The sequence below is a fragment of the Achromobacter sp. FW305-C-13 genome (assembly GCF_058783475.1).
This window is the reverse complement of sequence record NZ_JBYSYN010000003.1, coordinates 746,719-772,098: the sequence shown is the minus strand read 5'-3', so window position 1 is coordinate 772,098 and position 25,380 is coordinate 746,719. Positions and strand designations below refer to the sequence as shown.

The 25,380-nt window shown below is 66.5% G+C and carries 18 protein-coding genes; 12 read left to right on the top strand and 6 right to left on the bottom strand.

Annotated features, from left to right (window positions below; all coding sequences use genetic code 11):
* The first annotated feature begins 8 nt into the window (after nt 1-8).
* From AC3WMU_RS22430 to AC3WMU_RS22390, 9 genes are read left to right on the top strand one after another with little or no spacing between them, the layout of a single operon-like run.
* The gene (locus AC3WMU_RS22430; RefSeq protein ID WP_280025434.1) at nt 9-1,706 is read left to right on the top strand and encodes a glycosyl transferase family protein; all 1,698 of its coding nucleotides are present in this window, start codon (nt 9-11) and stop codon (nt 1,704-1,706) included.
* The gene (locus tag AC3WMU_RS22425) at nt 1,703-4,438 is read left to right on the top strand and encodes an NfrA family protein (RefSeq protein WP_492282997.1); all 2,736 of its coding nucleotides are present in this window, start codon (nt 1,703-1,705) and stop codon (nt 4,436-4,438) included. The genes AC3WMU_RS22430 and AC3WMU_RS22425 overlap by 4 nt, the downstream gene beginning before the upstream one ends.
* Nucleotides 4,439-4,476: 38 nt before the next feature.
* On the top strand, nt 4,477-5,457 hold the full coding sequence (locus AC3WMU_RS22420) for an alginate O-acetyltransferase AlgX-related protein (RefSeq protein WP_492282996.1): 981 nt from the start codon (nt 4,477-4,479) through the stop codon (nt 5,455-5,457).
* Nucleotides 5,458-5,461: 4 nt separating this feature from the next.
* The gene (locus tag AC3WMU_RS22415; RefSeq protein WP_454676355.1) at nt 5,462-6,556 is read left to right on the top strand and encodes an alginate O-acetyltransferase AlgX-related protein; all 1,095 of its coding nucleotides are present in this window, start codon (nt 5,462-5,464) and stop codon (nt 6,554-6,556) included.
* 9 nt (nt 6,557-6,565) lie between these two features.
* Nucleotides 6,566-8,146, top strand: coding sequence for an MBOAT family O-acyltransferase (locus tag AC3WMU_RS22410; RefSeq protein ID WP_454676354.1), 1,581 nt, complete (start codon nt 6,566-6,568; stop codon nt 8,144-8,146).
* Between the two features lie 25 nt (nt 8,147-8,171).
* Nucleotides 8,172-8,411 carry an acyl carrier protein gene (locus AC3WMU_RS22405; protein WP_006225164.1) on the top strand — a complete coding sequence of 80 codons (240 nt, stop codon included), beginning with the start codon at nt 8,172-8,174 and terminating at the stop codon, nt 8,409-8,411.
* 31 nt (nt 8,412-8,442) lie between these two features.
* Nucleotides 8,443-9,912 carry an AMP-binding protein gene (locus AC3WMU_RS22400; RefSeq protein ID WP_454676353.1) on the top strand — a complete coding sequence of 490 codons (1,470 nt, stop codon included), beginning with the start codon at nt 8,443-8,445 and terminating at the stop codon, nt 9,910-9,912.
* Between the two features lie 3 nt (nt 9,913-9,915).
* Entirely contained in the window at nt 9,916-10,590 is a 675-nt protein-coding gene (locus AC3WMU_RS22395) for an alginate O-acetyltransferase AlgF (protein ID WP_427937769.1), read from the top strand.
* Nucleotides 10,591-10,599: 9 nt separating this feature from the next.
* Nucleotides 10,600-11,730 (top strand): acyl-CoA dehydrogenase family protein, encoded by a 1,131-nt coding sequence (locus AC3WMU_RS22390; protein WP_006225167.1) that lies wholly within the window; start codon nt 10,600-10,602, stop codon nt 11,728-11,730.
* 7 nt (nt 11,731-11,737) lie between these two features.
* Here the strand turns inward: AC3WMU_RS22390 and AC3WMU_RS22385 are convergent, their stop codons facing one another.
* From AC3WMU_RS22385 to AC3WMU_RS22370, 4 genes are all read right to left on the bottom strand, one after another.
* Entirely contained in the window at nt 11,738-12,685 is a 948-nt protein-coding gene (locus tag AC3WMU_RS22385) for a DUF4434 domain-containing protein (protein ID WP_006225168.1), read from the bottom strand.
* Between the two features lie 62 nt (nt 12,686-12,747).
* On the bottom strand, nt 12,748-13,161 hold the full coding sequence (locus AC3WMU_RS22380) for a YidB family protein (protein ID WP_006225169.1): 414 nt from the start codon (nt 13,159-13,161) through the stop codon (nt 12,748-12,750).
* 111 nt (nt 13,162-13,272) lie between these two features.
* Nucleotides 13,273-14,496 (bottom strand): lytic murein transglycosylase, encoded by a 1,224-nt coding sequence (locus AC3WMU_RS22375; protein ID WP_492282995.1) that lies wholly within the window; start codon nt 14,494-14,496, stop codon nt 13,273-13,275.
* Nucleotides 14,497-14,551: 55 nt separating this feature from the next.
* Complete coding sequence (locus AC3WMU_RS22370) at nt 14,552-15,376, bottom strand: ferritin-like domain-containing protein (RefSeq protein ID WP_492282994.1); 825 nt, start codon at nt 15,374-15,376, stop codon at nt 14,552-14,554.
* 97 nt (nt 15,377-15,473) lie between these two features.
* On the opposite strand from AC3WMU_RS22370, the gene AC3WMU_RS22365 reads away from it, so the two are divergent.
* Entirely contained in the window at nt 15,474-16,604 is a 1,131-nt protein-coding gene (locus tag AC3WMU_RS22365) for a GNAT family N-acetyltransferase (protein ID WP_492282993.1), read from the top strand.
* A 9-nt stretch (nt 16,605-16,613) separates the two neighbouring features.
* On the opposite strand, the gene AC3WMU_RS22360 is transcribed toward AC3WMU_RS22365, so the two are convergent.
* Together AC3WMU_RS22360 and AC3WMU_RS22355 are read right to left on the bottom strand one after the other, a co-directional pair.
* The gene (locus tag AC3WMU_RS22360; protein ID WP_006225173.1) at nt 16,614-17,084 is read right to left on the bottom strand and encodes a cyanophycin metabolism-associated DUF1854 family protein; all 471 of its coding nucleotides are present in this window, start codon (nt 17,082-17,084) and stop codon (nt 16,614-16,616) included.
* Between the two features lie 21 nt (nt 17,085-17,105).
* Nucleotides 17,106-19,391, bottom strand: a complete 2,286-nt coding sequence (locus tag AC3WMU_RS22355; protein ID WP_492282992.1) for a cyanophycin metabolism-associated ABC transporter — start codon at nt 19,389-19,391, stop codon at nt 17,106-17,108.
* 270 nt (nt 19,392-19,661) lie between these two features.
* Between AC3WMU_RS22355 and cphA (AC3WMU_RS22350) the strand changes: the two genes are divergently transcribed.
* Together cphA (AC3WMU_RS22350) and cphA (AC3WMU_RS22345) are read left to right on the top strand one after the other, a co-directional pair.
* Nucleotides 19,662-22,277, top strand: coding sequence for a cyanophycin synthetase (gene cphA, locus AC3WMU_RS22350; protein WP_280025454.1), 2,616 nt, complete (start codon nt 19,662-19,664; stop codon nt 22,275-22,277).
* A gap of 14 nt (nt 22,278-22,291) precedes the next feature.
* Nucleotides 22,292-24,862 carry a cyanophycin synthetase gene (gene cphA, locus AC3WMU_RS22345; protein WP_492282991.1) on the top strand — a complete coding sequence of 857 codons (2,571 nt, stop codon included), beginning with the start codon at nt 22,292-22,294 and terminating at the stop codon, nt 24,860-24,862.
* Nucleotides 24,863-25,380: the final 518 nt, after the last annotated feature.

The following is a 25,380-nucleotide window of genomic DNA, read 5'->3' as shown; positions in this document are numbered from 1 at the left end:
GAAGCGCCATGTCTTCGCTCTACTGGCCCTACTTCATCGCGGACTACTACCGCGGGCTGGAAGTCGTGACCGCCATCGTGGGCGTGATCATCCTGCTCTCGAGCCTGGATGACCTGTTCATCGACGCGTGGTTCTGGCTGCGCGAACTGAAGCGGTCACTGACGGTCAAGCGCCGCTACACCCCGCTGTCGGCCGAGCAGTTGCGCGCCAAGGAGGAACAGCCGCTGGCGATCATGGTGCCTGCGTGGCTGGAGTACGACGTCATCTCGTCGATGCTGGAAACGATGGTGTCGACGCTGGAATACAAGAACTACATGATCTTCGCCGGCACGTACCAGAACGACCAGCGGACCATCGACGAAGTGGAACGGATGCGCCGGCGCTATCGGCAACTGGTCCGCGTGGAGGTGCCCCATGACGGGCCCACCTGCAAGGCGGACTGCCTGAACTGGATCGTGCAGGCCATCTTCGCGCAAGACGAGAAGCAGCCGGTGCCGTTTGCGGGCGTCATCCTGCATGACAGCGAAGACGTGCTGCACCCGCTGGAACTCAAGTACTACAACTATCTGCTGCCGCGTATTGACTTCATCCAACTGCCGGTGACGTCGCTCGAGCGCCATTGGTACGAACTGGTGGCAGGCACCTATATGGACGAATTCGCGGAATGGCACACCAAGGATCTGGTGGTGCGCGAAAGCCTGTCCAAGATGGTGCCGTCCGCCGGCGTGGGCACCTGCTTCTCGCGCCATGCGCTGGTGGAGCTGGCCGCGGAAACCAATAACCAGCCCTTCAACACCGACACGCTGACCGAAGACTATGACATCGGCGCGCGGCTGGCCCAGCGCGGCATGAAACAGATCTTCGGCAAATTCCGGGTGGAATACGTCACGCGGCGCCGGTCGTGGTTCGGGCTGGGGCCTGAAAAGATATCGACGATCAGGATGCCGCTGGGCGTGCGCGAATATTTCCCCAACACCTTTCGCACCGCCTACCGCCAGAAGGCTCGGTGGACATTGGGGATCGGCCTGCAGGGCTGGCAACAGGTGGGCTGGACAGGATCGTTGGCCACCAAGTATCTGTTGTTCCGCGACCGCAAAGGGCTGGTCACGTCGTTCATCGCCATCCTGGCGTACGTGCTGCTGGCCAACTTCTTCCTGTTTTTCCTGGCGGACAAGTTCGGCTGGTGGACGGTGTATTACCCGTCGTACTTCCGGCCCGGCGGGTGGCTGGTGACGCTGATGTGGATCAATGCGGTGGCGCTACTGCTGCGGGTGGTGCAGCGGGCGTATTTCGTGGGCCATATGTACGGCTGGGAACACGCCCTGCTGTCGATCCCGCGGATGATCGTGGGCAACTTCATCAATGCGATGGCGGCGGCACGCGCCTGGCGCCTGTTCATCATGCACCTGATCACCGGCAAGCGCCTGGCATGGGACAAGACCATGCATGACTTCCCCAGCACCGACCAGCTGTCGCAGCAACGCAAGCGGCTGGGTGAGTTGCTGCTGTCCTGGCAAGCCATCGACCAGGCAACGCTGTCGCGCGCGCTGGAGATCCAGGCCCGCGAGAAGAAGCCATTGGGCAAGATCCTGATGGAGCAAGGCTGGCTGGATGAAGGCACGCTCAACGAGGCCATCGATTTTCAACAAGCGGGACAGGAGGCGCCGCCGCCCCCGCACGCAGAAGACAAACCCGCGACGACATGACTCCGCTGACCCGTTCGCTCATCCTGTCCGCCGCGCTGGCATGCGTGTGGGCGACAGCGCCCGCCGCCGCCCAAACCCCCGCCAAGGCGGAAGCGCCGCTGGAAGGCGCCGCCTGGCAGTTTGCCGATGAAGGCTACAAGAACTACGACGCCGGCAAGTACGCGCTGGCCCAGCAGCAAGCGGAATCCGCGATTGCCCTGCGCCCGGACGTGGAGCGGCTGCGCCTGTTGCTGATCTATGCGCTGCAAAAGCAAGGCAAGCTAAAGGAGGCCGACCAGGCCGCCGCCGACGCCATCAAGAACGGCCTGGATACGCCCGCCTTGCGGCAGGCACGCGCCAACTTGCGGCCACAAGCCGCGGCGCGGCCCGCCGGCGGCGCCACCGGCGGGCCGGCCACGACGTCCGCCTACCGCCGCGGTTTTCCCATCGCCACGCGCGCCTATGCCGACTACAACCGCGCCGACTACCCGGCGGCTGCGCGCGGCGCCGAACAGGCGTTCCGCATCGATCCGAAGCAAGGCGCCTGGGCGATGCTGTGGCTGGACGCGCTGGAAGCGCAGGGCAAGTATGAAGAGGCCGATGCCGCGGCCGCCAAGGCGATTGCGCTCGGTGCGCCCAACAGAAACGACCTGACCGCGCGGCAACAGACCATGAAGCGGCGCATGGCGATCAAACCCGCCGAAGCGGGCTACCAGGCCCTGATCGCCAACCGCCCCGGCGATGCGGTGCCGCTGGCGCGCCAGGCCGTCGCGCTGGCGCCCGACACCGCCAGCCATCGGCTGCTGCTCATCAGCGCGCTGATGCTGGACAACCAGCTGCAAGCTGCTGAAGACGCCGCGACCGACTCGATGAAGCAGGATGACGAGAACACCGTGGCGCTGGTCATGCGCGCCTATCTGCGCCAGCGCCAGGGAAAAACCGATCTGGCGAACGCGGACTTCGACGCGGCTCTCAAGCAGGACTGGCTGGACGACGACCAGCGGCGCAACATCCGCCTGATTGCCGCCGATGCCTCGCTAGCGGCCGGTGAAAACGCGCGCGCACTGGCCCTGGTGCAACCGCTGGGCGCCAAGGACGACGCGGCCGATGCCCGCATCAAGCGCGCGCGTGCGCGGCCGGCCGTGCCCGCCACGCTGACCTTGGCCAATTACCCCGCCCCGGTGCAGGATTGCCGCGACACGCCTTATGGCACGTCGTGCGAACTGCTGCCCTCGGACGCCGCCGGCAGCGGCGGCCCGGCATCGCTGGCGTACGCCGCCTATGCCCGCGAGGACTATCAGGAAGCCATCGCCCAGGCCCGCAAGGCGGTCGAACAGGACGCCGCCAACAAAGAACTCCAACGCCTGCTGACGACCACGCTGGCCGCGGGCAACCGCCAGCAGTTGGCGGAAGCGAACCAACGCATGGGCGAAGCGCTGGCCGCCCAGCCGGACGACCCCACGCTGCTGATGCAGCGCGGCTATCTGCACCAGCGCATGAAAGAGCCCAAGCTGGCCCTGCAGGATTTCCAGGCGGCGCGCGCGACAGGCAAGGCTCCCCCCACCATCATCCTGGACGAAGGCTATGCGCTGTCGAGCGTTGGCGATAAGCGCGGCGCGGTCAGCAAGCTGAAGGAAGCCATAGACGAGGCCGACGCCGGCCGGCTGGAATTGACGCCGCAGCAGCGCTTCGATACCCGCAATGGCATCGCGGGGCTGGACCGCGAATGGGGCGGTTATTTTTCCGCCGGCTATCGGGGCGCGCGGCCCGCTTCGGCGGGACTCGGCGGCGCGGCGGTCACCGTGCCTGGCGACGCCGTGTTCAGCACCACCGAGATCTTCTGGCGGCCGTCCGATTTTCTCAATTCCTCGACCCAGGTCTTCGAGCTGTACGGCCGCTTGTCCAACACCCTGTACGACAAGGGCGGCAAGACATCCAGCCAGACGGTATCCGACCCGTGCGGCGGCAGCATTGACGTCAACGAGACCAGCAACCAGGGTTTGGCCGGCATTCCGACCACGGTAGGCTCATTGGGGATGCGCTTCACGCCTTCCACCGAGATTGGACTGACGTTCGGCCTGGAACGCCAGTTCAACCTGGGCACTGCGACCCGGCGCGGCACCTTCAGCCCGGATCCGTCGCGGCTGCGCTGCGCGCTCAATCAAGACAATCAGACTGCCCACTACGAAACGAATGCGGGCAGCGGCGGCTGGCTGGCGTACGTGACCTACGGGCTGTACGAGGGCACGACGCTTCGCATCGACCGACCGGATTGGTTCACGATGGAAGGCTATGTGCAGGCGGGGTACTCCTGGCAGGACATGCCCGCGAAGTTCTGGTTGCGCGACAATGCGACCGGCGTGGACGGCGAGAAATCATCGGGCCGGCTCAAGCGCGACCAGGCCTTCGGCGCCGGCGAACTGCGCGTGGGCCGCAGCTACCGCATGGACGCCATCAGCGACCGCCTCGTGTTTTTCCCGTATGCCGTGGTCGGCGCCGATTGGCTGTCGAACCGGAACCGCGCCTCAGGCCTCGACATCGCCGGCACCGATTCCTACAACCTGCTGGGCAACGGCTCGTCGTGGTCCATGGGCGCCGGCCCGGGCTTCAACATCCGCTACTGGTTCCGCGAAGACCACTACAACGCGCCGCGGTCCTACCTGGACCTCACAACGCAATACCGTTTCAACATTGGCGGCGGGGCGGCTGACCGGGCCCGGGGCCTGTTCATCAACCTGACCCTGTCTTACTGACGACCCGCCGAACCGTACCGAACAAGGAGCCCTGTTTCATGAAAACCGCACCTCCCTACTCCGCCCGCCTGGCGCTTGGCCTGTCCGCCGCGCTGATGGCCGTTGCCGCGCATGCGCAAGAGGGCTCGTCCATCGTGATCCAGGGCAAGGACAACTGGCTGTTCCCCGGCTGGGGCAGCCTCACGCAGGTCGACACGCGCGGCATCGATGCCTCGACCCAGTTGGTGCGCGAAACTCGCGATGCGCTGGCGGCCAAGGGCATTCAACTGGAAGTGCTGGTGCTGCCGGACAAGACCCTGTTCTATCAGGACAAGCTGCCCGACGGAAAATCTCTCAGCGCCGATGTGAAAAAGCGCTATCAAACCATCCAGGACAAGCTCAAGCAGGCCGGCGTGGCGACCTTCGACGACGAGGCCGTGCTCAAGCGCGTGAAGGACGGCGGCCAGGACGTCTTCTACCGCACCGATCAGCACTGGACGCAGGCCGCCGCCGATGCCACGGCGGAAGCCCTGGCGCAACGCATCAAGCAAGACGTGAAGACACTGGCGGGCAAGCCCGGCACCGGCATGCCGCTGGGCAGCGTGGTCAATGAACGCCGCTATGGCGATCTGGCCGAACTGTTCCTGACGCCGGACCAGCGCAAGCAGGCCGGCCGCGAGACATTTACCGTGCGCCGCCAGGCCGAGAACCAGAGCCTGCTGGACGATGCGCCCGCTCCCGTGCATGTCACTGGCCACAGCATGGTGCAGCCGTATTTCGGCTTTCCGCAAAAGCTGTCCAACGTGCTGGACCGCCCGGTTTCCGTGAACTGGAAGCCCGGCAATGTCGGGCACTGGGTCATGCTGCTGGAGTACCTGGAGTCGCCCGCTTTCAAGCAGAACAAGCCGCAGGTGCTGGTCTGGCAGATGTTCGAGCCGACCTACGCGCAGGGGCCGGACGCCAAGGGCTTGTGGGACAACGCGTCCATCATGGGCGCCGACACCTGGCGCAGCCGCATGAAGGCCGCCGTTGGCCAGTAACGCCATGGCGCCTTCCGATCCACCCGCCGCGCCCAGCCATCGGGCAAGCGCCTGCGTGGTCGCCCTGCTGCTGGCGATCGGGCTGGGCTGGGGCGCCTGGTGCCTGGTCGAGGCCAAGATCAGCCCGGCGCAGGTATCGCCGTCCGCCTGGGTCGACGGATCGGCGGGCACCGTGCTGAACAAGGCCCTGCATATGCCCCGGCAGGCGGATGTGGACACCTGGAACGCTTCGGTGCGCTACCGCATGCTGGGCGACCTGGGGGACCAGGTGGCAATGGGTTGCCCGCAGTGGCTGTTCTACCGCGACGGCTTGCGTCCGCCGCCGGGCATCCATGTGTTCAACGATCGCCTGCGCCTGATGCGGCACTGGGTGGAGGAACTGCGCCAGAAGCAGGTACAGGTGCTGGTCGTGGCCGTGCCCGACAAATCCCGCGTCGAGGCCGACCGGCTTTGCGGCCTGCCGGTATCGCTTCCCATGCGCCAGACGCTGGATGCCTGGCAGGACGCCCTGCGAGCGCAAGGGGTGCCTTTCGTGGACCTGCGCGACGCCCTGCAGGCCGCGCCTGCTCCCCGCTTTTTCCGCACGGACGTGCACATGAACGCGCAGGGCGCGCAAGCCGCCGCCCAGCGCGTGGCCGAGGCAGCCTTGCCGCTGCTGCAAGACCGGGGCACGCAAGCCTTCAAGACGGATGCGCCGGCGGCGCCCGCGCCGCGGATGGGCGACCTGATCGTGCTGTCGGGGCTGGAGCACGCGCGGCCAGGCTGGCGACCCGAGCTGGAAGTCGTGTCGGAACAGAAGATCGAACCCGTGCGCTCCGGCGGGCTGCTGGACGAGGCGCCACCGGTGGAAGTCCTGCTGGCGGGCACCTCGAACGGGCGCCGCAGCCAGTTCGCGGAACGACTGGGCATGGGGCTGGGCCGCGAAGTCTGGAACCTGAGCCTGGACGGCGGGCAGTTCTCGGGCGCCTTGCAGATCGCGATGAGTCAACGCGACCAATGGCCCAAGAGCCTGAAGGTGCTGATCTGGGAATTCTCGGAAAACGCCTTGTCCCTGCCGTTGACCCCGGAAGAAAAGGCCGTGCTGGCCGGCCTGCCGTAGCGAACCAAGATGCTATTTAACTCCTACCTTTTCCTGCTGATCTTCCTGCCGGTCACTCTCGCCGTCTATTACGCGCTGGGGCCGCTGAACGTGCGCCTGGCGGCGTTGTGGCTGTGCCTGACCTCGCTGGTCTTCTACGGCTGGTGGAACCCGCAATTCGTGGCGCTTCTGGCGGGATCCATCGCGTTCAACTACATAATCAGCCAACTGATCCTGCACTACGCCGGACGCCCCCGGCTGCAAGGGCTGATCGTCGGCCTGGGCGTGGGCGCCGACCTGGTACTGCTGTTCCATTACAAGTACTTCGCGACGCTGCTGAACTTCCTGACCGACCTGGGCATGACCAGCACGACGATCGACGACATCATCCTGCCGCTGGGGATTTCGTTCTTCACGTTCACGCAGATCGGCTACCTGCTGGATTGCAAGGCCGGCGTGGTGAAGGAACGCAGCCTGCTCAGCTATGTGCTGTTCGTCACGTTCTTTCCGCACCTGATCGCTGGCCCCATCCTGCATCACAAAGAGATGATGCCGCAGTTCGCGCAACCCGAGAACTACCGCTTCAAGGCCGAAAACCTGTCGGTTGGCGCGATGCTGTTCGTGATCGGGCTAGCCAAGAAGGTGCTGCTGGCCGACGGCATCGCGCCCTATGCCGACGCCGGCTTCGCCGCGCCGGGCGAGCTGATGTTCTGGGGCTCATGGGGCGCCAGCATCTGCTACGCGCTGCAGCTGTACTTCGACTTTTCAGGCTACTCGGACATGGCGTTGGGCCTGGCCAAGATGTTCGGCATCCGCTTCCCGCTGAACTTCAACTCGCCCTACAAGGCCAGCAGCATCATCGATTTCTGGGCGCGCTGGCACATGACGCTGACCCGCTACATCACCGCCTACCTGTACTACCCCGTGGCGATGGCGGTATCGAAGTGGCGCACAGACCGCAACCTGCCGGTGGGCTCCGCGGGCATCAGCACGCCGGGCGGATTCGTCAGCAGCATCGTGTTCCCCACGCTCTTCACGATGACGCTGGCGGGCGTGTGGCACGGCGCGGGCCTGCAATTCATCGTCTTCGGGCTGCTGCACGCCATGTACCTGTCGGTGAACCATGCCTGGCGGATTTTCGTCGTCGGACGCAAGCCGGCTGCCGCGCGCAAGGTGGGCGGAGTCAAGCGTGCCCTGTGCATCCTGCTGACCTTCGTGGCAGTGCTGGTGGCGCAGGCGTTCTTCCGCGCCCATGGCGTGGGTGACGCCATGCTGCTGATGCAGGGCATGGTCGGCTTGCGCGGCATGGAAGCGCTGGACCTGTCCGCGCATGTGGCCGGCCTGGCCTGGGGCGACGCCTGGCGCGTCGTGGTCGGGCATCACCTGCAACTGGTCTACGCGGTCGTGTTGCTGGGCATCGCCTGGTTCACGCCCAACGCGCACCAGATCCTGGGCCGCTATTCGCCCGCGCTCTTCAAGACGCAGGAAGCGCCTAGCGCCTTCATGCGATGGCGTCCCAACGCGGCCTGGCTGGTCGCGATGCTGGCGCTGCTGTTCCTTTGCCTGGTAAACCTGCACAAGGAAACCCGGTTCCTCTATTTCCAATTCTGACCGCGACGCGGTCCAGGAGCATCAAATGGACATCAAGACGATCGAGACCAAAGTCTCGGACATCATCGAAGGCATCATCCTGACCAAGGTCGATCCCGACACGCTGCTGATCGACTCCGGCCTGGTGGATTCGTTGGCCGCCGTCGACCTGGCGCTGGCCGTGGAGCGCGAGTTCGGCTGCAAGATTCCGCCGACCGAAATCGACGTGCATCTGGAGTCGGTGCACACGCTTGCCGCATTCATCGCGGAGAACGCCCGCGCTTGACCCACAGGCGAGCAGCCCGGAGGACTGGACCATGCGTTTCGATTTCAACGCTTACGACTTTGCCGACACGGAGTCAGGCGCCGACGCCGTCGCAGTGGTCGACGCGCAAGGCGCCACGACCTGGGGCGAGCTGAAGGCCGCCACGCAAGCCTGGGAAGCGAACGCTCGCCAGGCCGGCGCCACTGCGGGCGTGCCGCTCACGATTTCGGGCCACAAGGAAACCACCTTCCTCGTGGCTATCCTGGGCTGCCTGCGGCTGGGCGTGCCCTTCGTGCCGGTAGACGTCATCAACCCGCCGGAACGCATCGCGCGCATCGGCGAACTGGTGCGTGCCGGCCTGCGCTACGACGCCCAGGCCAAGGTCTTCCTGCCCGGCTGCGTCGCCCCCGCGCCGCTGGCCGAGGCGGGGCTGGCCTACATCATGTTCACTTCGGGCAGCACGGGTGATCCCAAGGGCGTGCAGATCGGACGCGAAAGCGTCACGCTCTTTGCCGGCTGGATCCGGGACTGCCTGAACCTGGGGGCGGCGCCTGCCTTCATGGACCAGATGCTGTTCAGCTTCGACTTTTCGCTGTTCAACTGGGTGGGCGCGCTGGAACTGGGTGGCACCTGTGTGCTCTGCCCACGCGAGACCATCGCCGAGCGCGACGCCTTCATCCGGTATCTGGCCGACACCCGTATCAATGTCTGGGCCTCGACGCCGTCGTTCGTGCGTCAACAACTGTTCAATCCGGACTTCAACCACGCCCATCTGCCCGACCTGCGCGTCTTCGTGTTCGGCGCGGAATCGCTGACGCCGCCGATGGCCGAAGAACTCTGGCAGCGCTTTCCCCAGGTCCGCATCATCAATTCGTACGGCCCGACGGAAGCCACCTGCTCCACGACCTGGGTCGAGATCGATCCGGCCTTGCGCGCCACGGCGCCCAACCCGTTTCCCATCGGCCGCGCCAAGCCCTACGCGGACGTCTTCATCGAAAACGGCGAAATCAGCATCTCGGGCGACCATGTCATGCGCGGCTATCTGAACCGCCCTGACCTGAACGCCTCGCGCATGTTCACGCGCAACGGCAAGCGCGGCTACCGCAGCGGCGACCTGGGCGAGATCGACGCGCAAGGCCTGGTCACCTTCCGCGGCCGGGTCGACGACCAGATCAAACTGCACGGCTACCGCATCGAACTTGCCGAGATCGATGCCGCGCTGGCCACCCTGCCCGGCGCGCGCGCGGGCGCCACCGTCGCCTTGCGCCGCCCGGACGGCGCGATCGTCCGCCTGATTGGCTTTGTCGAGCCCGCGGTGGCGGGCCCCGAAGGCCTGCAACCGCTGCCGCCCGAACTACAAGATTGGAAGGCCGTGCTGGCGCGCCGCCTGCCGCCCTACATGATCCCGTCCGAGCTGGTCGCCTGCCACCGTTTTCCCACGACCAGCACGGACAAGGCAGACCGCAAGCAGCTCCAGCGCCTGTACCTGGACGCCCGCCTCAGCAAAAAACCGGAGTCCTGAACCATGTCCCACCCTTTCCGCAATGCGGCGCTTGCCCTCGCGCTGGCCACGTTGGCCGGCAACGCGGCGGCCGAAGGCGCCTTCGCGCAGTTGTACGCCGCGCGTCCGCCCGCCGGATCCTCATTCGTGCGCATCGTGAATCCGGACGCCGCCCCGTTGCGCGTGCAGATCGCCAACGGACCGGCCCAGGAACCCGGCGCGGCCAAGCCCGCCACGACCTACGCCATCGTCCGCGGCAACCAGCCCTTCAACGTGCTGGTGGACGGCAAGCCCGCAGCCAGCCTGCAAGTGCCCCCCGACACCTTCAGCACGCTGATCCCCCGGCGCAGCGACGGCAAGCTGACATTCGCCGTCATCGACGACAGCAACGGCACGCAGGATGCGCTGAAGGCGGAACTGCGCTTCTACAACCTGGCGGCCGACTGCGCTGCCGGCCAACTGGGCGTGAGTCCGTCCGGGCCTGCACTGTTCCAGGACGTGAAGCCGGGCGCGTCCGCCGCGCGTGCCATCAACCCGGTCAGCGCCACGTTGGCCGCGGGCTGCGGCGCTGCCGCGTCGCCCGCGCTGCCGCTGCCGGCCCTGCAACCGGGCGACCACTACAGCCTGTTCCTGACGGGGACCGCGGCCGCGCCGGTGTTGCGCGGCCAGGTCAGCGCCACGGACCCCTACAGCCGCTAAGGAGACGTCATGCGCCGCGTTTTCCGGGATGACCATGAACTGTTCCGCGATCAGGTCCGGCGCTTTGTCGCCAACGAGATCGCGCCCCACTATGCCGAATGGGAAAAGGCCGGCGTCACGCCGCGCTCGCTGTGGCGACGCGCGGGCGAAGAAGGCCTGCTCAACTGCGCCCTGCCCGAGCCCTACGGCCTGGGGGGCGACTTCGGCCACGCCACCGTCGTCATCGAAGAACTTGCCCATGCCAACTTCCTGGGTATCGGCTTTTCAATCCATTCGGACATGGTGTCGCCCTATTTGCTGAACTTCGGCACCGACGCGCAAAAGGAACGCTGGCTGCCCCCGATGACGCGTGGCGAAGTGATCGGCGCCATCGCGTTGACGGAGCCCGGCGCCGGCAGCGACCTGAAAGCCATCCGCACGCGGGCGCGCCGCGACGGCGACGCCTATGTGCTCAGCGGCCAGAAGACCTTCATCACCAATGGCGTGAACGCAGGCCTGGCCATCGTGCTGGCCAGCACCGATCCGGACCAGGGCGCGCGCGGCCTGTCGCTGTTCTGCGTTGAAGAAAACCTGCCCGGCTACACCAAGGGCGCGGCGCTAAACAAGATCGGCCAGCACAGCCAGGACACCTGCGAGCTGTATTTCGACGAGGTGCGCGTCCCGGCGGATTGCCTGCTGGGGCAGGAGAACGCCGCCTTCGAATACATGACGCGCGAACTGGCGCGCGAACGGCTGGCGATCGCCTTGCGCGCCGCCGCCTCGGTCGAAGGCATGCTGGACGAAGCCGCGCAGTACACCCGCGACCGCAAGGTATTCAGCCGCCGCGTGATCGACTATCAGAACACGCGCTTCAAGCTGGCCAACGCCCGCGCGCAAACCACCATGCTGCGCGTGTTCCTGGACGACTGCCTGGCGCGCCAGATGGAAGGCGAACTGGACCCCACGACGGCCGCCATCGCCAAGTTGAACGCCACTGAAATCCAGGGCCGCGTGCTGGACGACCTGCTGCAGATGTATGGCGGCTACGGCTACATGGCGGAATACGGCATCGGCCGCGCCTGGGTCGACGCGCGCGCGCTGCGCATCTTCGGCGGCACCAGCGAAGTGATGCTGGAGATCATCGGGCGCAGCTTCAACTGACGCGCGTTCAGACGCGCGCGTCCAGCCAGGCGCGCATCAGCGCACGCGCCTCGGGCGTGTCGTCGATGACCCAGGGGTCGATCGCAAACGCCACGACGCGCTTGGCGCCATAGCCGCGGGCCACGTCCCATTGTTGCTTCACGCGGCTGAACTCCGCCGAGCGCGCTTTGAAGGTGGATCCATCGGTACTGCCTGACGGCAGTTCCTCGAACAGTTCCAAGATCAGATCGAACGAGGCCCGGCGCGCCAGCAGCATGTCGTGCAGCGGTTCCAGCGCCTGGTAGTTCGCCAGGCCGGCCACGCCCACGCCATCCTGGATCATCGGATGGATCCGCACCTGGTCCAGGATGCCTTGCCACAGCTTCATCAGCGAGCCGTCGCCGGGCAGGCGGCTGTGATACGTCGATATGCAGGGCACGCCCCGGCTCGTGGCCTGCGCCGTGCGCGAGAGCGCGTCCAGCCAGGGAATCAACTGCCCCTGGCGCTCGGCCGACGCCCAGTTGTATTGCTCGAGTTCATACGGCAGGTACCAGCCTCGGAACGCGCGGCGCTTGGGCCACGGCGCCGACTCCATATAGGCCACGCCGCGCGAGCGCGTCTGGTCCAGGTAGCCGGTGAAGGCGGCCTTGTCCTGGCTGGCCAGCACGTCCCACCAGCGCTGATCGTAGGGCAGGCCCACGTGCACGCCCAGGCCCTGACGCTCGGCTTCGTCGAAGATAAGGCGCAGCACCGCATCGGGCACCATCCAGTCGTCCGGCCGCCCACCTTCCAGCCCGACCCATTGCAGAAAGATCTCGCGGCAACCCAGCCGCCGGTAGGCGGACAGGCGCACGCGCCAATCGTCGGGGCTCAGGTCCAGGTGGCTGCGCCACAGTTGCAGGAACGTGGCGTTCAACGACAACGGCGGCGCACAGGCAGCCAGCGGCGCCAACGCACCAAGCGCCAGCGCCTGCAAGAGGCGCCGGCGGGAGGGGGATGCAAGCAGACGGCGTGTCAGGCGAAAATCCCGTGCCGCCTTCAGCCGCGGTTGCCGAACAGGCCGGACAGCGACGCCAGCAGATCGGTCGGGTTGAATTGCTGCCCCGGTTGCACCGCGCCTTCCGGCGTGGCCTTGTCCACCAGCTGCGGCAGCAGCGAAGACAGGGAACCCAGCACGGAATCGGTGTCCTGGCCGGTCTTGGCCGCCAGGTCATTGACGACGCCGGGGTCCAGCACGGAACCGAGCTGGTCGGCGCTGACGGGCAGGTTCTGCCCCGTGCCCACCCATGACGCGACGATCTCGCTCAAGCCGCCCTGCTGGAAGCTGGCGATCAGGCCGCTCAGGCCGCCCGGATATTTGTTCAGTTGCTCGATCAGCGCGGGCAGCAGCGATGCCGAGCCCCCTTGCTGACCGCCGCCGGCCATCGAGGCCAAGGTATCCAACAGACTCATCGCAATGCTCCAGAAAAGTCGGAAAACCAGTATAGGGCCGCTGCTGGCGCAACGCATGTCAGCCCCGTTACCTGGGGCCGGATCTTTGCAAAACTTGTAAATCGCAGCTGGTCAGCCCGAGGTCTTGGTCGCCGCCGACGCCTTCAGGGCCTTCAGCGCCTTCTGCCCCGCACGGCCGTCAGCCGGCAGGCCCAGTTCCCGCTGCGCCGCCTGCAAGGCCTGGCGCGTGCGAGCGCCGATCATGCCATCGGGTTCGCCCACGTCATAGCCTTTGGCAATCAACAGCCGTTGAAGCTCGCGCCGTTCCGCCCGCGACAGCCCGGGGTCATCCGTCGGCCAAGGCTGCACGAGCGGACCGCCGCCGCGCAACCGGTCGGACAAATGGGCAATGGCCAGCGCATAGCTTTCCGCTGCGTTGTAGGAATACAGCGCGTCGAAGTTGCGCGTCACCAGGAAGGCCGGGCCGTTGCGCCCCGCCGGAAGCAGCAGGCCGGCAGGCAGGTCGCCGGCCGGCAAAGCCTGCCCATCCACCCGTGTCACGCCTTGGCGCGCCCAGGACGACATCGGACGCTTGTTCTTGCGCCCCGCCCCCGCCGTGTCGATGCCGGCGGGAAGCTTGACCTCGTAGCCCCACGCCAGCGCGGGATTCCAGCCGGCGCGCTTGAGGAAGTTGGCGGTGGACGCCAGCGCGTCGGGCACGCTGTCGACCAGGTCGCGACGTCCATCGCCATCGAAATCCACGGCCAGCCGCAAGTAGGTGGACGGCATGAACTGGGTCTGACCGAATGCACCCGCCCACGAGCCGACCAGGCGGTCGGGGGCGATGTGCTCGTCCTGGATGATCTTCAGGGTGGCGAAGAATTCGCCGCGGAAATAAGCCTGCCGGCGGCCGAAGCAGGACAGCGTGGACAACGACGTCAGCAACGGCCGGCCGCCCAGCGTGCGGCCGAAATTGCTTTCCACGCCCCACACGGCGGCGATGGTGGCCGGGTCTACGCCATAGCGCGACGCCGCGCGGTCCAGCTCGGACTGCCAGCGCGCCATGCCGGCCTGCCCGTCCGCCACGCGCTCGTCATCGACCAGGCCCGCCATGTAGTCCCAGATCGGCGTCTTGAACTCCGGTTGCGCATCCAGCAGGTCGATCACAGCCATGTCGGGCGCGAGCCCGGCCGTATGCGTGTCGAAGGTGGCGCCCGACACACCCGCCTTGAGCGCGGGGCCGCGTAGTTGCGACAGGCAGGCGGCAAAGGGTTCCGCGGCCTGCGCCGTCGGGGCGGTGCCCGCCAGCAGGGTCAGGGCGGCGCCGGAGAGCGCGGTGGCCAATAAGGACTTCATGCTTGGGGTTCCTTGGGATAAGCGGCGCGAGTCAGGCAAGGCGGGACGGATCCCGTCAGCCCGCCTGCAGCGCGGCAAGTTCGTCGTCGTCGAAGCCTGCGGCGCGGCGCGCCTCCAGGTTGAAGGGGCCGCGCAGCCGGGGCGCATCGTAACGCTGCGCCAATTCGGCATAGCAGGCCACCGGTTCCTGGCCCGCTTGCGCGCACAGCAGCTTGAACCAGTGGTTGCCGATGGCGACGTGACCGATCTCGTCGCGCAGGATGATGTCGACGATGGCCGCGCTTTCCGCATCCCCCGCGCCGGCCAGCTTGTTGCGGATCATGGGCGAGGCATCCAGGCCGCGCGCTTCCAGCGTGCGGGGCACCAGCGCCAGGCGCGCCAGCAGGTCGCCATGCGTCCGCTCGGCCATGTCCCACAGGCCGTTGTGCGCTGGAAAATCGCCGTATGAGAACCCCAGCACGGCCAGCCGCTGGCGCAGCAGGTCGAAGTGATAGGCCTCTTCGCGGGCGACGCGCAGCCAATCCCGGTAGAAGGCTTCGGGCATGCCGGCAAAGCGCCAGAGAATATCCAGCGCCAGGTTGACCGCGTTGAATTCGATGTGGGCCAGCGCGTGCAAGAGCGCCGCGCGTCCTTCCTGGGTCGCCATGGAACGGTGCTTGACCAGGGCGGGCGCCACCAGTTCCGGGCGCGGCGGACGCCCGGGCAAACCGGCAGGCGCTGCGAACTCCCGCGCGCGGTCAAGCGTCGCGCCATCGGTGATGGCGCGTACCGCCGCCATTTTCTCGGGCCACGCTGCAGCGGCCAGGGCCGCCAGCGCCTGCCCGCGCAGGCAGTCCGTACCTGCCCCAACCTGGGCGGAAGGGATCGTGTTGCTGTCCATGATGATTGCAAACCCCAAGCGCCGAAGCGCCGCGTCAAACCCTGAAAAAACCAACGGTTTCAATACCGTGCGTTGGCGATGACTTTATCATTCACGGATGGATTCCCTGCGCCTGACCATTGAAACCGACCTGTCCCGCATCGACGCCCAGCAATGGGACGCGCTGGCCGGCGACCAGCCCTTTCTGCGGCACGCCTTCCTGTGCGCGCTGCACGAGACCGGCTGCGCGTCCCCCGCCACGGGTTGGTCGCCCCATTACCTGGCGTTCTGGCGCGGCGACGCACTGGCGGCAGCCACGCCGCTCTACCTGAAATCGCATTCGCGCGGCGAGTACGTGTTCGACTATGCCTGGGCCGACGCCTTCCAGCGCCACGGCATGCGCTACTACCCCAAGCTGCTGTCGGCCATCCCCTACACGCCAGTGACGGGGCCGCGCCTGCTGGCGGCTAACGACGAAGACCGAGCCACGCTGGTGCGCGGCCTGGTCGCCTTCGCCGAAGAGATCAAGGTGTCGTCGCTGCATCTGCTGTTTCCGTCGGATGCCGACATGCGGGTGCTGCGCGAGGCGGGCTTCATGATCCGCGAAAGCGTGCAGTTCCATTGGACCAATCCCGGCTATGCGGACTTCGACGCATTCCTGGGAATGATGAGCCACGACAAGCGCAAGAAGATCCGGCAAGACCGGAAAAAAGTCGCGGCGGCCGGCTTGTCGTACCGCTGGCTTCGCGGCAGCGAGATCGGTGATGCGGAACTCGGCTTCTTCTATGACTGCTACTGCCGCACCTACTTCCAGCACGGCAACCCGCCCTATCTGAATCGTGATTTCTTCGTGCGCGCGCACCGCGAACAACCCGACGCCTTCGTGCTGATCCTGGCCGAACGCCACGGCGAACCGGTCGCTGCCGCGCTGAACCTGGCGGGCGGCGATGCGCTCTACGGCCGCTATTGGGGCGCGACGGAATACGTGCCGGGACTGCATTTCGAGACCTGCTACATGCAGTCCATCGCGTACTGCATTGCGCATGGCATCGCCCGCTTCGAAGGCGGCGCGCAGGGAGAACACAAGATGGCGCGCGGACTGCTGCCCACGCCGACGTGGTCGGCGCATTGGGTCGCCCACCCCGGATTTGCCGAGGCGATCCAGAACTTCCTGGACGAAGAGACCTCGGCCGTGACCGACTACCTGGGCGAACTGGAAGGCCACACGCCGTTCAAGCGCAGCCCCTAGCCTGGCGGCTTACAGGAAGCGGTCGAGCAGCTTGCGGCTGTGCTTGTCCAGCGACAGGATGTCGCGCACCAGATAGAAGATCCCGTGGCTGTCGGCGATCAGCAGCGTCTGCGGACTGAGCCGGCGGATGTCTTCTTCGCCGCGCAGGACGAAGGACGTGGGGCCGCGATCCGTCTCCACCTTCCACGTGCTGGGCGTGGCGTAGGTCGACACGCTGGCCAGTTTGCGGATCTCGGGCATGAATTCACGGCCCGCCAGTTCTTCTTCGATCAGCGCGCGCGGCCCCTCGGGCACGTCGGTCAGGTGTTCGATCCACACCAGTTCGTGGCCGTCGCTGGTCACCAGCGACAGGCCGCGACCGGCTTCGCTGATCGGGAAGGCGCGCACGGGGATGACCCCTTCGTGCGTCTCGCCGTCGGCGGATTGATATTCAAGGCGCCCGAAGGCGTTGCGGCGCAGCTGAAAAGACGGCAACGTCATGACGATAATCCCGGTTCCGTGTCAGGCCACGGCGGCCATGTCTTCGCTGCCCGACGCCTGCGCGTCGGCTTCCGCCTGGCGCGCCTGCGCCTGGTAGAGGCGATAGTAGGCGCCCTCGCGGGCCATCAATTCTTCGTGCGGCCCCTGCTCGACGATCTGGCCGCGGTCCAGCACGACCAGGCGGTCAGCCTTGCGCAGCGTGCTCAGGCGGTGGGCGATGGCAATGGTGGTGCGGCCGCGCACCAGATTGTCCAACGCCTTCTGGATTTCCTTTTCGGTCGTGGTGTCCACCGATGACGTGGCTTCGTCCAGGATCAGGATGCGCGGATCGATCAGCAGCGCACGGGCGATCGAAATGCGCTGGCGTTCACCGCCCGACAGGGCCTGGCCGCGTTCGCCCACCAGCGAGTCATAGCCGTGCGGCAGGCGCAGGATGAACTCGTGCGCATGGGCGGCGCGGGCCGCCGCCACGATCTCATCGCGCGTGGCGTCGGGCTTGCCGTAGGCGATGTTCTCGGCGATGGTGCCGAAGAACAGGAACGGCTCTTGCAGCACCAGCCCGATGTTGCGGCGGTAATCCGCCACGCGCACCGAACGGATATCGGCGCCGTCCACCAGCACCGCCCCTTCGGACACGTCGTAGAAGCGGCAGATCAGGTTGATCAACGTGCTCTTGCCTGAACCGCTATGCCCCACCAGGCCGATCATTTCGCCCGGGGCGATGGTCAGGTCCAGCCCGCGGATGACTTGGCGGTTGCCGTAGCGGAACCCCACGTCGCGCAATTCGATGCGGCCGTTGATCTGCGGCAGCTTGGCCGGATTCTGCGGTTCCGGCACGCTGGATACGTGGTCCAGGATGTCGAAGATGCGCTTGGCGCCGGCCGCCGCTTTCTGCGTGACCGAGACGATGCGGCTCATCGAATCCAGCCGCATGTAGAAGCGCCCGATATACGCCAGGAACGCGGCCAGCACGCCCACCGTGATCTGCTTTTGCGACACCTGCCAGATACCGAAGATCCACACCACCAGCAGGCCCACTTCGGTCAGCAGCGTGACGGTGGGCGAAAACAGCGACCAGGTCGTGTTCACACGGTCGTTGACTTCCAGGTTGCGATTGTTGGCTTCGCGGAAACGCGCCACTTCACGCTTTTCCTGGGCGAATGCCTTCACCACGCGGATGCCCGGGATGGTGTCGGCCAGCACGTTGGTGATCTCGGACCAGATGCGGTCGACCTTTTCAAAGCCGTGGCGCAGGCGGTCACGCACCGCGTGGATCATCCAGATGATGAACGGCAGCGGCACCAGCGTGACCAGCGCCAGCCACGGGTTGATGGATACCAGGATCACCGCCGTCATGACGATCATCAGGATGTCATTGGCGAAATCCAGCAGGTGCAGCGACAGGAACACGCAGATGCGGTCGGTTTCGCTGCCGATGCGCGAAATCAGGTCGCCCGTACGCTTGCCGCCGAAATACTCCAGCGACAGCTGCTGCAAATGCTCATAGGTGGTCGTACGCAGGTCGGCGCCGATGCGTTCGCTGACCCAGGCCAGGATGTAGGTGCGGGCCCATCCCAGGCCCCAGGCCAGGAAGGCGGACGCCAGCAGGCCGCCCAGGTACAGGCGGACCTTGCTGTAGTCGATGGGCGAACCGTTCTGGAACGGGATCAGCACGTCGTCCATCAGCGGCATGGTCAGGTACGGCGGCACCAGGGTCGCGGCCGTGCCCAGCAGCGTCAGGATGAAGCCGGCCAGCAACGGACCGCGGTACGGCCGGGCGAAGCGCCACAGGCGCAGGAGCGCCCAGGTGGTCGACGGCGCCGCCTGCTCCTGGTGGCAGGCGGGGCATTCTTCCTCGTCCGCAGGAATAACGTTATTACAGTTGGTGCAGGTACGTTCGGCGCGCGCCTCTTCCTGATGGCCGGACAGGCGGATCGCCTGCTGCCCTTCGAACTGGGCCAGGAGGCGCAAGGCGGCCGGATTGCGTGCCAGCGTGAAACGCCAGACCGCCAGGCGGGCGGTATCGTCGTGCAGCTCCAGCACGGCGGCGCCGGCGTGGTCGCTCAGGTTCAGCGTTAATTGGGGGCCATAGACCCACGATTCCCAGCCGGTATCGTCGGCATTGCGGGCCAAAAGGCGCCGGTCGGTCGCGGCAACCAACCCTGGGTGGAACTTCAGCCGTTGATCCAGGTCTATTTCAACCCAGGCCAGCAGGTTTTCGTCGTCCGCTAATTCAGCGCGGATTTCGTCCCGCCAGCGGGCAGGAAAGGCATCGGCAAGGCCGGAAAGCAGGTGTGGTTTTTTCATTGGAACGCATACCGGGCCAGGACTCTGCCCTACTAGGCGGCAACCGGTTTACCACCCACGGCGGCAAACGTGTCCCTTCCTTACAACACAACGAGTTCACGCCTTGAAGGCGTCGTATAGTATCAGCCGATTTTTCTAATTAGGAATATCTGGGATCCCCCACTCGTTGGCATTATTCTTAAGGCGCATCCCCATAAATTCGCCAATAAATTCGCGGTCTTGCATAGGGGCGTCCGCGCGTGCCAACCTGCTTCTCAAGTAAATTAAAACATGAAAAAGAAAGACATTGAATTTCTCGATGTCGTGGCTTTGCGCGGCCCGAACATTTGGACGTATCGCCCGGTCCTTGAAGCATGGGTGGATATTGGTGAATTGGAGGACTTTCCGTCCAACACCATTCCCGGGTTCTACGAGCGCCTTTCCGAATGGCTGCCGACCCTGATCGAGCACCGTTGCAGCCCCGGCGTACGCGGCGGCTTCCTGGCCCGCTTGAAAGAAGGCACCTGGCCCGGCCACATTCTTGAACATGTCACCCTGGAATTGCAGAACTTGGCCGGCTTGCGCGGCGGTTTCGGCAAAGCCCGGGAAACCTCGACCCGCGGCGTCTACAAGGTCGTCGTGCGGGCGTGGCAGGAGCAGGTCACCCGCACCGCCCTGAACGAAGCGCGCGACCTGGTCATGGCCGCCATCGAAGACCGCCCGTTCGACGTGCCCGCCACCATCGCGCGCCTGCGCAGCCTGGTGGACAAGCATTGCCTGGGGCCCAGCACGGCCTGCATCGTGGATGCCGCCGACGACCGCGACATCCCCTATATCCGTCTGTTCGAGGGCAACCTCGTGCAGTTCGGCTACGGTTCGGCCCAGCGCCGGATCTGGACGGCCGAAACCGACCGCACCAGCGCCATCGCCGAAGGGATCTCGCGCGACAAGGACCTGACCAAGGAGCTGCTGTCGACCTGCGGCGTGCCGGTGCCGGAAGGCCGCCTGGTGCGCAGCGAAGACGACGCCTGGGAAGCGGCCGAAGACATCGGCCTGCCCGTCGTGGTCAAGCCCTATGACGGCAACCATGGCCGCGGCGTGTTCACCAACCTGACGACCCGCGACGAAGTCATTTCCGCCTACCGCGTGGCGGTGGACGAAGGCAGCGGCGTGATCGTCGAACGCTTCGTGCTGGGCAACGAGCACCGCTTGCTGGTGGTCGGCAATCGCATGGTGGCGGCAGCCGCCGGCGAACTGGCCTGGGTGACGGGCGACGGCAAGTCGACCATCACCGAACTGATCGACAGCCAGATCAACACCGACCCGCGCCGCGGGCGCACCGAAAACCATCCGCTGAACCCGGTGCGCCTGGATTCCGCCGCCCGGCTGGAAATCGCGCGCCAGGGGTTGTCCGAAGACAGCGTGCCGGACGACGGCCAACGCGTGCTGGTGCAACGCAGCGGTAACGTCGCCTTCGACGTGACCGACCGCGTCCACCCCAGCATTGCCGCCACCGTCACGCTGGCCGCCCGCGTGGTGGGCCTGGACATCGCCGGCGTCGACCTGGTGGCTGAAGACATTTCACGCCCCCTGGACGAACAGCGCGGCGCCATCGTGGAAGTCAACGCGGGCCCGGGCCTGCTGATGCACCTGAAGCCGGCCGACGGTACGCCGCGCCCGGTGGGCCGCGCCATCGTCGACCACCTGTTCCCCGAAGGCGACGCGGGCCGCATTCCCATCGTTGGCGTCACCGGCACCAACGGCAAGACCGTGGTCGCGCGCCTGGTGGCCCGCCTGCTGCACCTGTCGGGCAAGCGCACCGGCCTGGCCTGCAGCGAAGGGCTTTACCTGGACCGCCGCCTGGTGCAAAAGGGCGACCGCGCCGACTTCGCCTCGGGCACCCGCCTCCTGATGAACCGCAACGTGGATGCCGCCGTCATCGAAAACGACAGCGGCGTCATCCTGGGCCAGGGTCTGGCCTATGACCGCTGCCAGGTGGGCGTGGTCACCAACATCGACGACGCCGACCACCTGGGCGACTTCGACATCAACGAAACGGAGCGCATGTTCAATGTGTTCCGCACGCAGGTCGACGTGGTCCTGCCCACCGGCGCCGCCGTGCTCAATGCACGCGACCCGCGCGTGGTGGAAATGGCCGAGCTCTGCGACGGCGCCGTGATCTTCTTCGGCATCGACCCCGCCCTGCCCGCCATCGCCGCCCATCTGCAACAGGACGGCCGCGCCGTGTACGTGCGCGACGGCAGCATCATCCTGGCGCAAGGCGCCCGCGAAGAACGGCTGGCCGACGTAGCCGCGATCCCGTTGACGCATGGCGGCCGCGTGGCCTTCCAGGTTGAGAACGTGCTGGCCGCCGTGGGCACCGCCTGGGCGCTGGACATTCCCGTGGAACTGATCCGCGCCGGCATCGAGACCTTCGACATCGACCAGGCCGATGCGCCGTGGCAATTCACGCTGTTCGAACGCAACGGCAGTACGGTGGTCGTGGACGACGTGCACAACGCGTCGGCGCTGCGCCCGCTGATCGCCGCCATCGACCAGTTCCCGTCGGCGACCCGCGCCGCGGTCTATTCCGCCGGCGCCGACCGCCGCGACGCGGACCTGATCGAGCAAGGCCGCCTGCTGGGCGACGCCTTCGACCGCGTTGTGCTTTACGACGACAAGACGGTGGACAGCAAGCGCCCCGAGGGCCAGGCGCGCGCGCTGTTGCGCCAGGGCCTGTCGCAAGGCAGCCGCGTGAAAGACATCCAGGACGAGCCCGACCATGGCAAGGCCATCGAGAGCGTGCTGAACGGCATTGCGGCCGGCGACTTCGCCCTGCTGCAATCCGACGAAGCATTCTCCGGCCCCACCATCGATCTGGTCCGCCGCTGGATTCAACAATACTGACAGGAATACCTGCCATGGAAGTTTCCCGTATCCGAGCCCTGCGCGGCCCCAATCTGTGGAGCAAGAACACCGCGATCGAGGCCATCGTTTCCTGCGCCGACGCCGAGTGTTCCATCGACAATCTGCCCGAGTTCGAAGCCCGCCTGCGCGCGCGGCTGCCGCAGATCGGCCTGATGCGCCCGGAAGGCCATCAAGGCGCCGTGTCGATCGCCCACGTCCTGCAGATCGTGGCGCTGACGATGCAGGCGCATGCCGGCTGCCCCGTGACCTTCGGCCGCACCTCGTCGACCATCGAGCCCGGCGTGTTCCAGGTGGTGGTGGAGTACAGCGAAGAGGAAGTCGGCAAGCTGGCGATGGAGCTGGCGCAAGCGCTGGTGCGCGCCGCGCTGGATGACACCCCGTTCGACTTTGCCGATGCGCTCAAGCGCCTGCGCGAACTGGACGAAGACGTGCGCCTGGGGCCCAGCACGGGCGCCATCGTGAATGCCGCCGTCGCCCGCAACATCCCCTTTCGCCGCCTGACCCAGGGCAGCATGGTGCAGTTTGGCTGGGGCAGCAAGCAACGCCGCATCCAGGCCGCTGAAACCGACCTGACCAGCGCCATCTCGGAATCGATCGCGCAGGACAAGGACCTGACCAAGATGCTGCTGGACGCCGCCGGCGTGCCGGTGCCGATGGGCCGTTCCGTGACCACGGCGGAAGCCGCCTGGGAAGCCGCGCAAGAGCTGGGCGGCCCCGTCGTCGTCAAGCCGCGCGACGGCAGCCAGGGACGCGGAGTGGCCGTGAACATCGAAACGCGCGAGCGCGTCATCCAGGCCTTTGAAGTGGCCGAGGAAGTCAGCTCGGAAGTCATCGTCGAACGCTACATCCCGGGCCACGATTTCCGCCTGCTGGTGGTGGGGGGCGCGCTCGTGGCCGCATCGCGCCGCGATCCGCCCCAAGTCACCGGCGACGGGCAGCAGACCATCCGCCAACTGGTGGACCAGGTCAACTCGGACCCCTTGCGCGGCGACGGGCACGCCACCTCGTTGACCAAGATCCGCTTTGACGACATCGCGCTGGCCACCCTGAAAAAGCAGGGCTTCGACGCCGATTCCGTGCCGCCGCTGGGCACGCTGATCTTCCTGCGCAACAACGCCAACCTCAGCACGGGCGGCTCGGCCACCGACGTGACCGACGAAGTGCACCCCGAAATGGCGGCGCGCGCCGTGTCGGCGGCCCGCATGATCGGCCTGGACATCTGCGGCGTGGACGTCGTTGCGGAAAGCGTTCATTACCCGCTGGAAGACCAGCACGGCGGCGTGGTGGAAGTGAACGCCGCGCCCGGCCTGCGCATGCACCTGAACCCGTCGTTCGGCAAGGGCCGCGCGGTGGGCGAGGCCATCATCGCCAACATGTACGCCGACGGCGACGACGGCCGCATCCCGGTCGTGGCGGTTGCCGGCACCAACGGCAAGACCACCACGGTGCGCCTGACCGCCCACCTGCTGGGCACGGCCGGCAACCGCGTCGGCATGACGAATTCCGACGGCGTCTACGTGGACAACCTGCGCATCGACACCGGCGACTGCAGCGGCCCGCGCAGCGCGCGCAGCGTGCTCATGCATCCCGACGTGGACGCTGCGGTGTTCGAAACGGCGCGCGGCGGCATCCTGCGCGAAGGCCTGGCCTTCGACCGCTGCAACGTGGCCATCGTCACCAACATCGGCATGGGCGACCACTTGGGGCTGGGCTACATCAGCACCGTGGAAGACCTGGCCGTGGTCAAGCGGGTCATCGTGCAGCACGTGCATCCCACGGGCACTGCCGTGTTGAACGCCGCCGACCCCATCGTGGCCGAAATGGCCGCGAGCTGCCCGGGTTCCATCACCTACTTCGCCGAAGACCGCAACCATCCCGTGCTGGCCACGCATCGTGCGCAAGGCCTGCGCTCGGTGTACCGCGACGGCGATGCGATCGTTGCCGCGCAGGGCACGGAAGAGGTCCGCTTCCCGCTAGCCGACATCCCGCTCACGCGCAACGGCACGATCACGTTCCAGGTGGAAAACGCCATGGCCTCGATCGCCGCCGCCTGGGCGCTGAGCCTGGACTGGGACATCATCCGCCGCGGCCTGGCCACGTTCGTGAACGACGCCCAGACGGCTCCGGGACGCTTCAATGTGTTCGAGCATCGCGGCGCCACGGTGATCGCGGACTACGGCCACAATCCCGATGCGATCCTGGCCCTGGTACGCGCCGTGGACGCCATGCCCGCCAAGCGGCGTTCGGTCGTCATCAGCGGGGCGGGCGACCGTCGCGACGAAGACATCCGCATGCAGACCGAGATCCTGGGCGCCGCGTTCGATGATGTGCTGCTGTACCAGGACCAATGCCAACGCGGGCGCGCCGACGGCGAAGTGCTGGCGCTGCTGCAGGAAGGCCTGGTCGGCGCGCCGCGCACGACCCACATCGAAGAGATCCACGGCGAGTTCCTGGCCATCGACACGGCACTCGCGCGTCTGGCGGCCGGCGACCTGTGCCTGATCCTGGTCGACCAGGTGGAAGAGGCGCTAGACCACATCGCCCGCCGCATCGCTGAGGGCTGATCCCACCGCTGCCCGCCGCGCTCGCGGCAATGCAAAACGGGGCGCTCTGGCGCCCCGTTTGCTTTACCGCCATGCCGTGCCCCGCATCAGCCGCGCGAGGCCTCCACAGGCGCCGACGCCTGGTAGCGGTCCGTCACGTGGGTGCATCCCACGGCCGCCATGGCGGCCAGCGTCAACAAGATAGCGCTGCAAAGTCGTTGCGTCATGCCTGCCCCTCTCCCTTCCCTGTTGGTGAACCGCACGGCGGGTTCCGCCACGACTATACCGGGGCACGTGCGCGACAGCCAGCGCAGGCAGGCGCCAAATCCCCTGCAACTCCCGTTACTAGCCCCGATCAAAAGGGGACAAAACATTGCGGAAATGTAACTCCTACCTCTGGTACGCCCGCCAGTCCGGCCCGTCGAAGAACCCCGCAAAACTCGCACTTTGCGCCGTTACATTTACCCACAGCCAGGTTTGACAGGCCTGCCACCGGGCTCGTACGGTAGGGGCTAGCTGATCAGTGTCCAACTCAACCG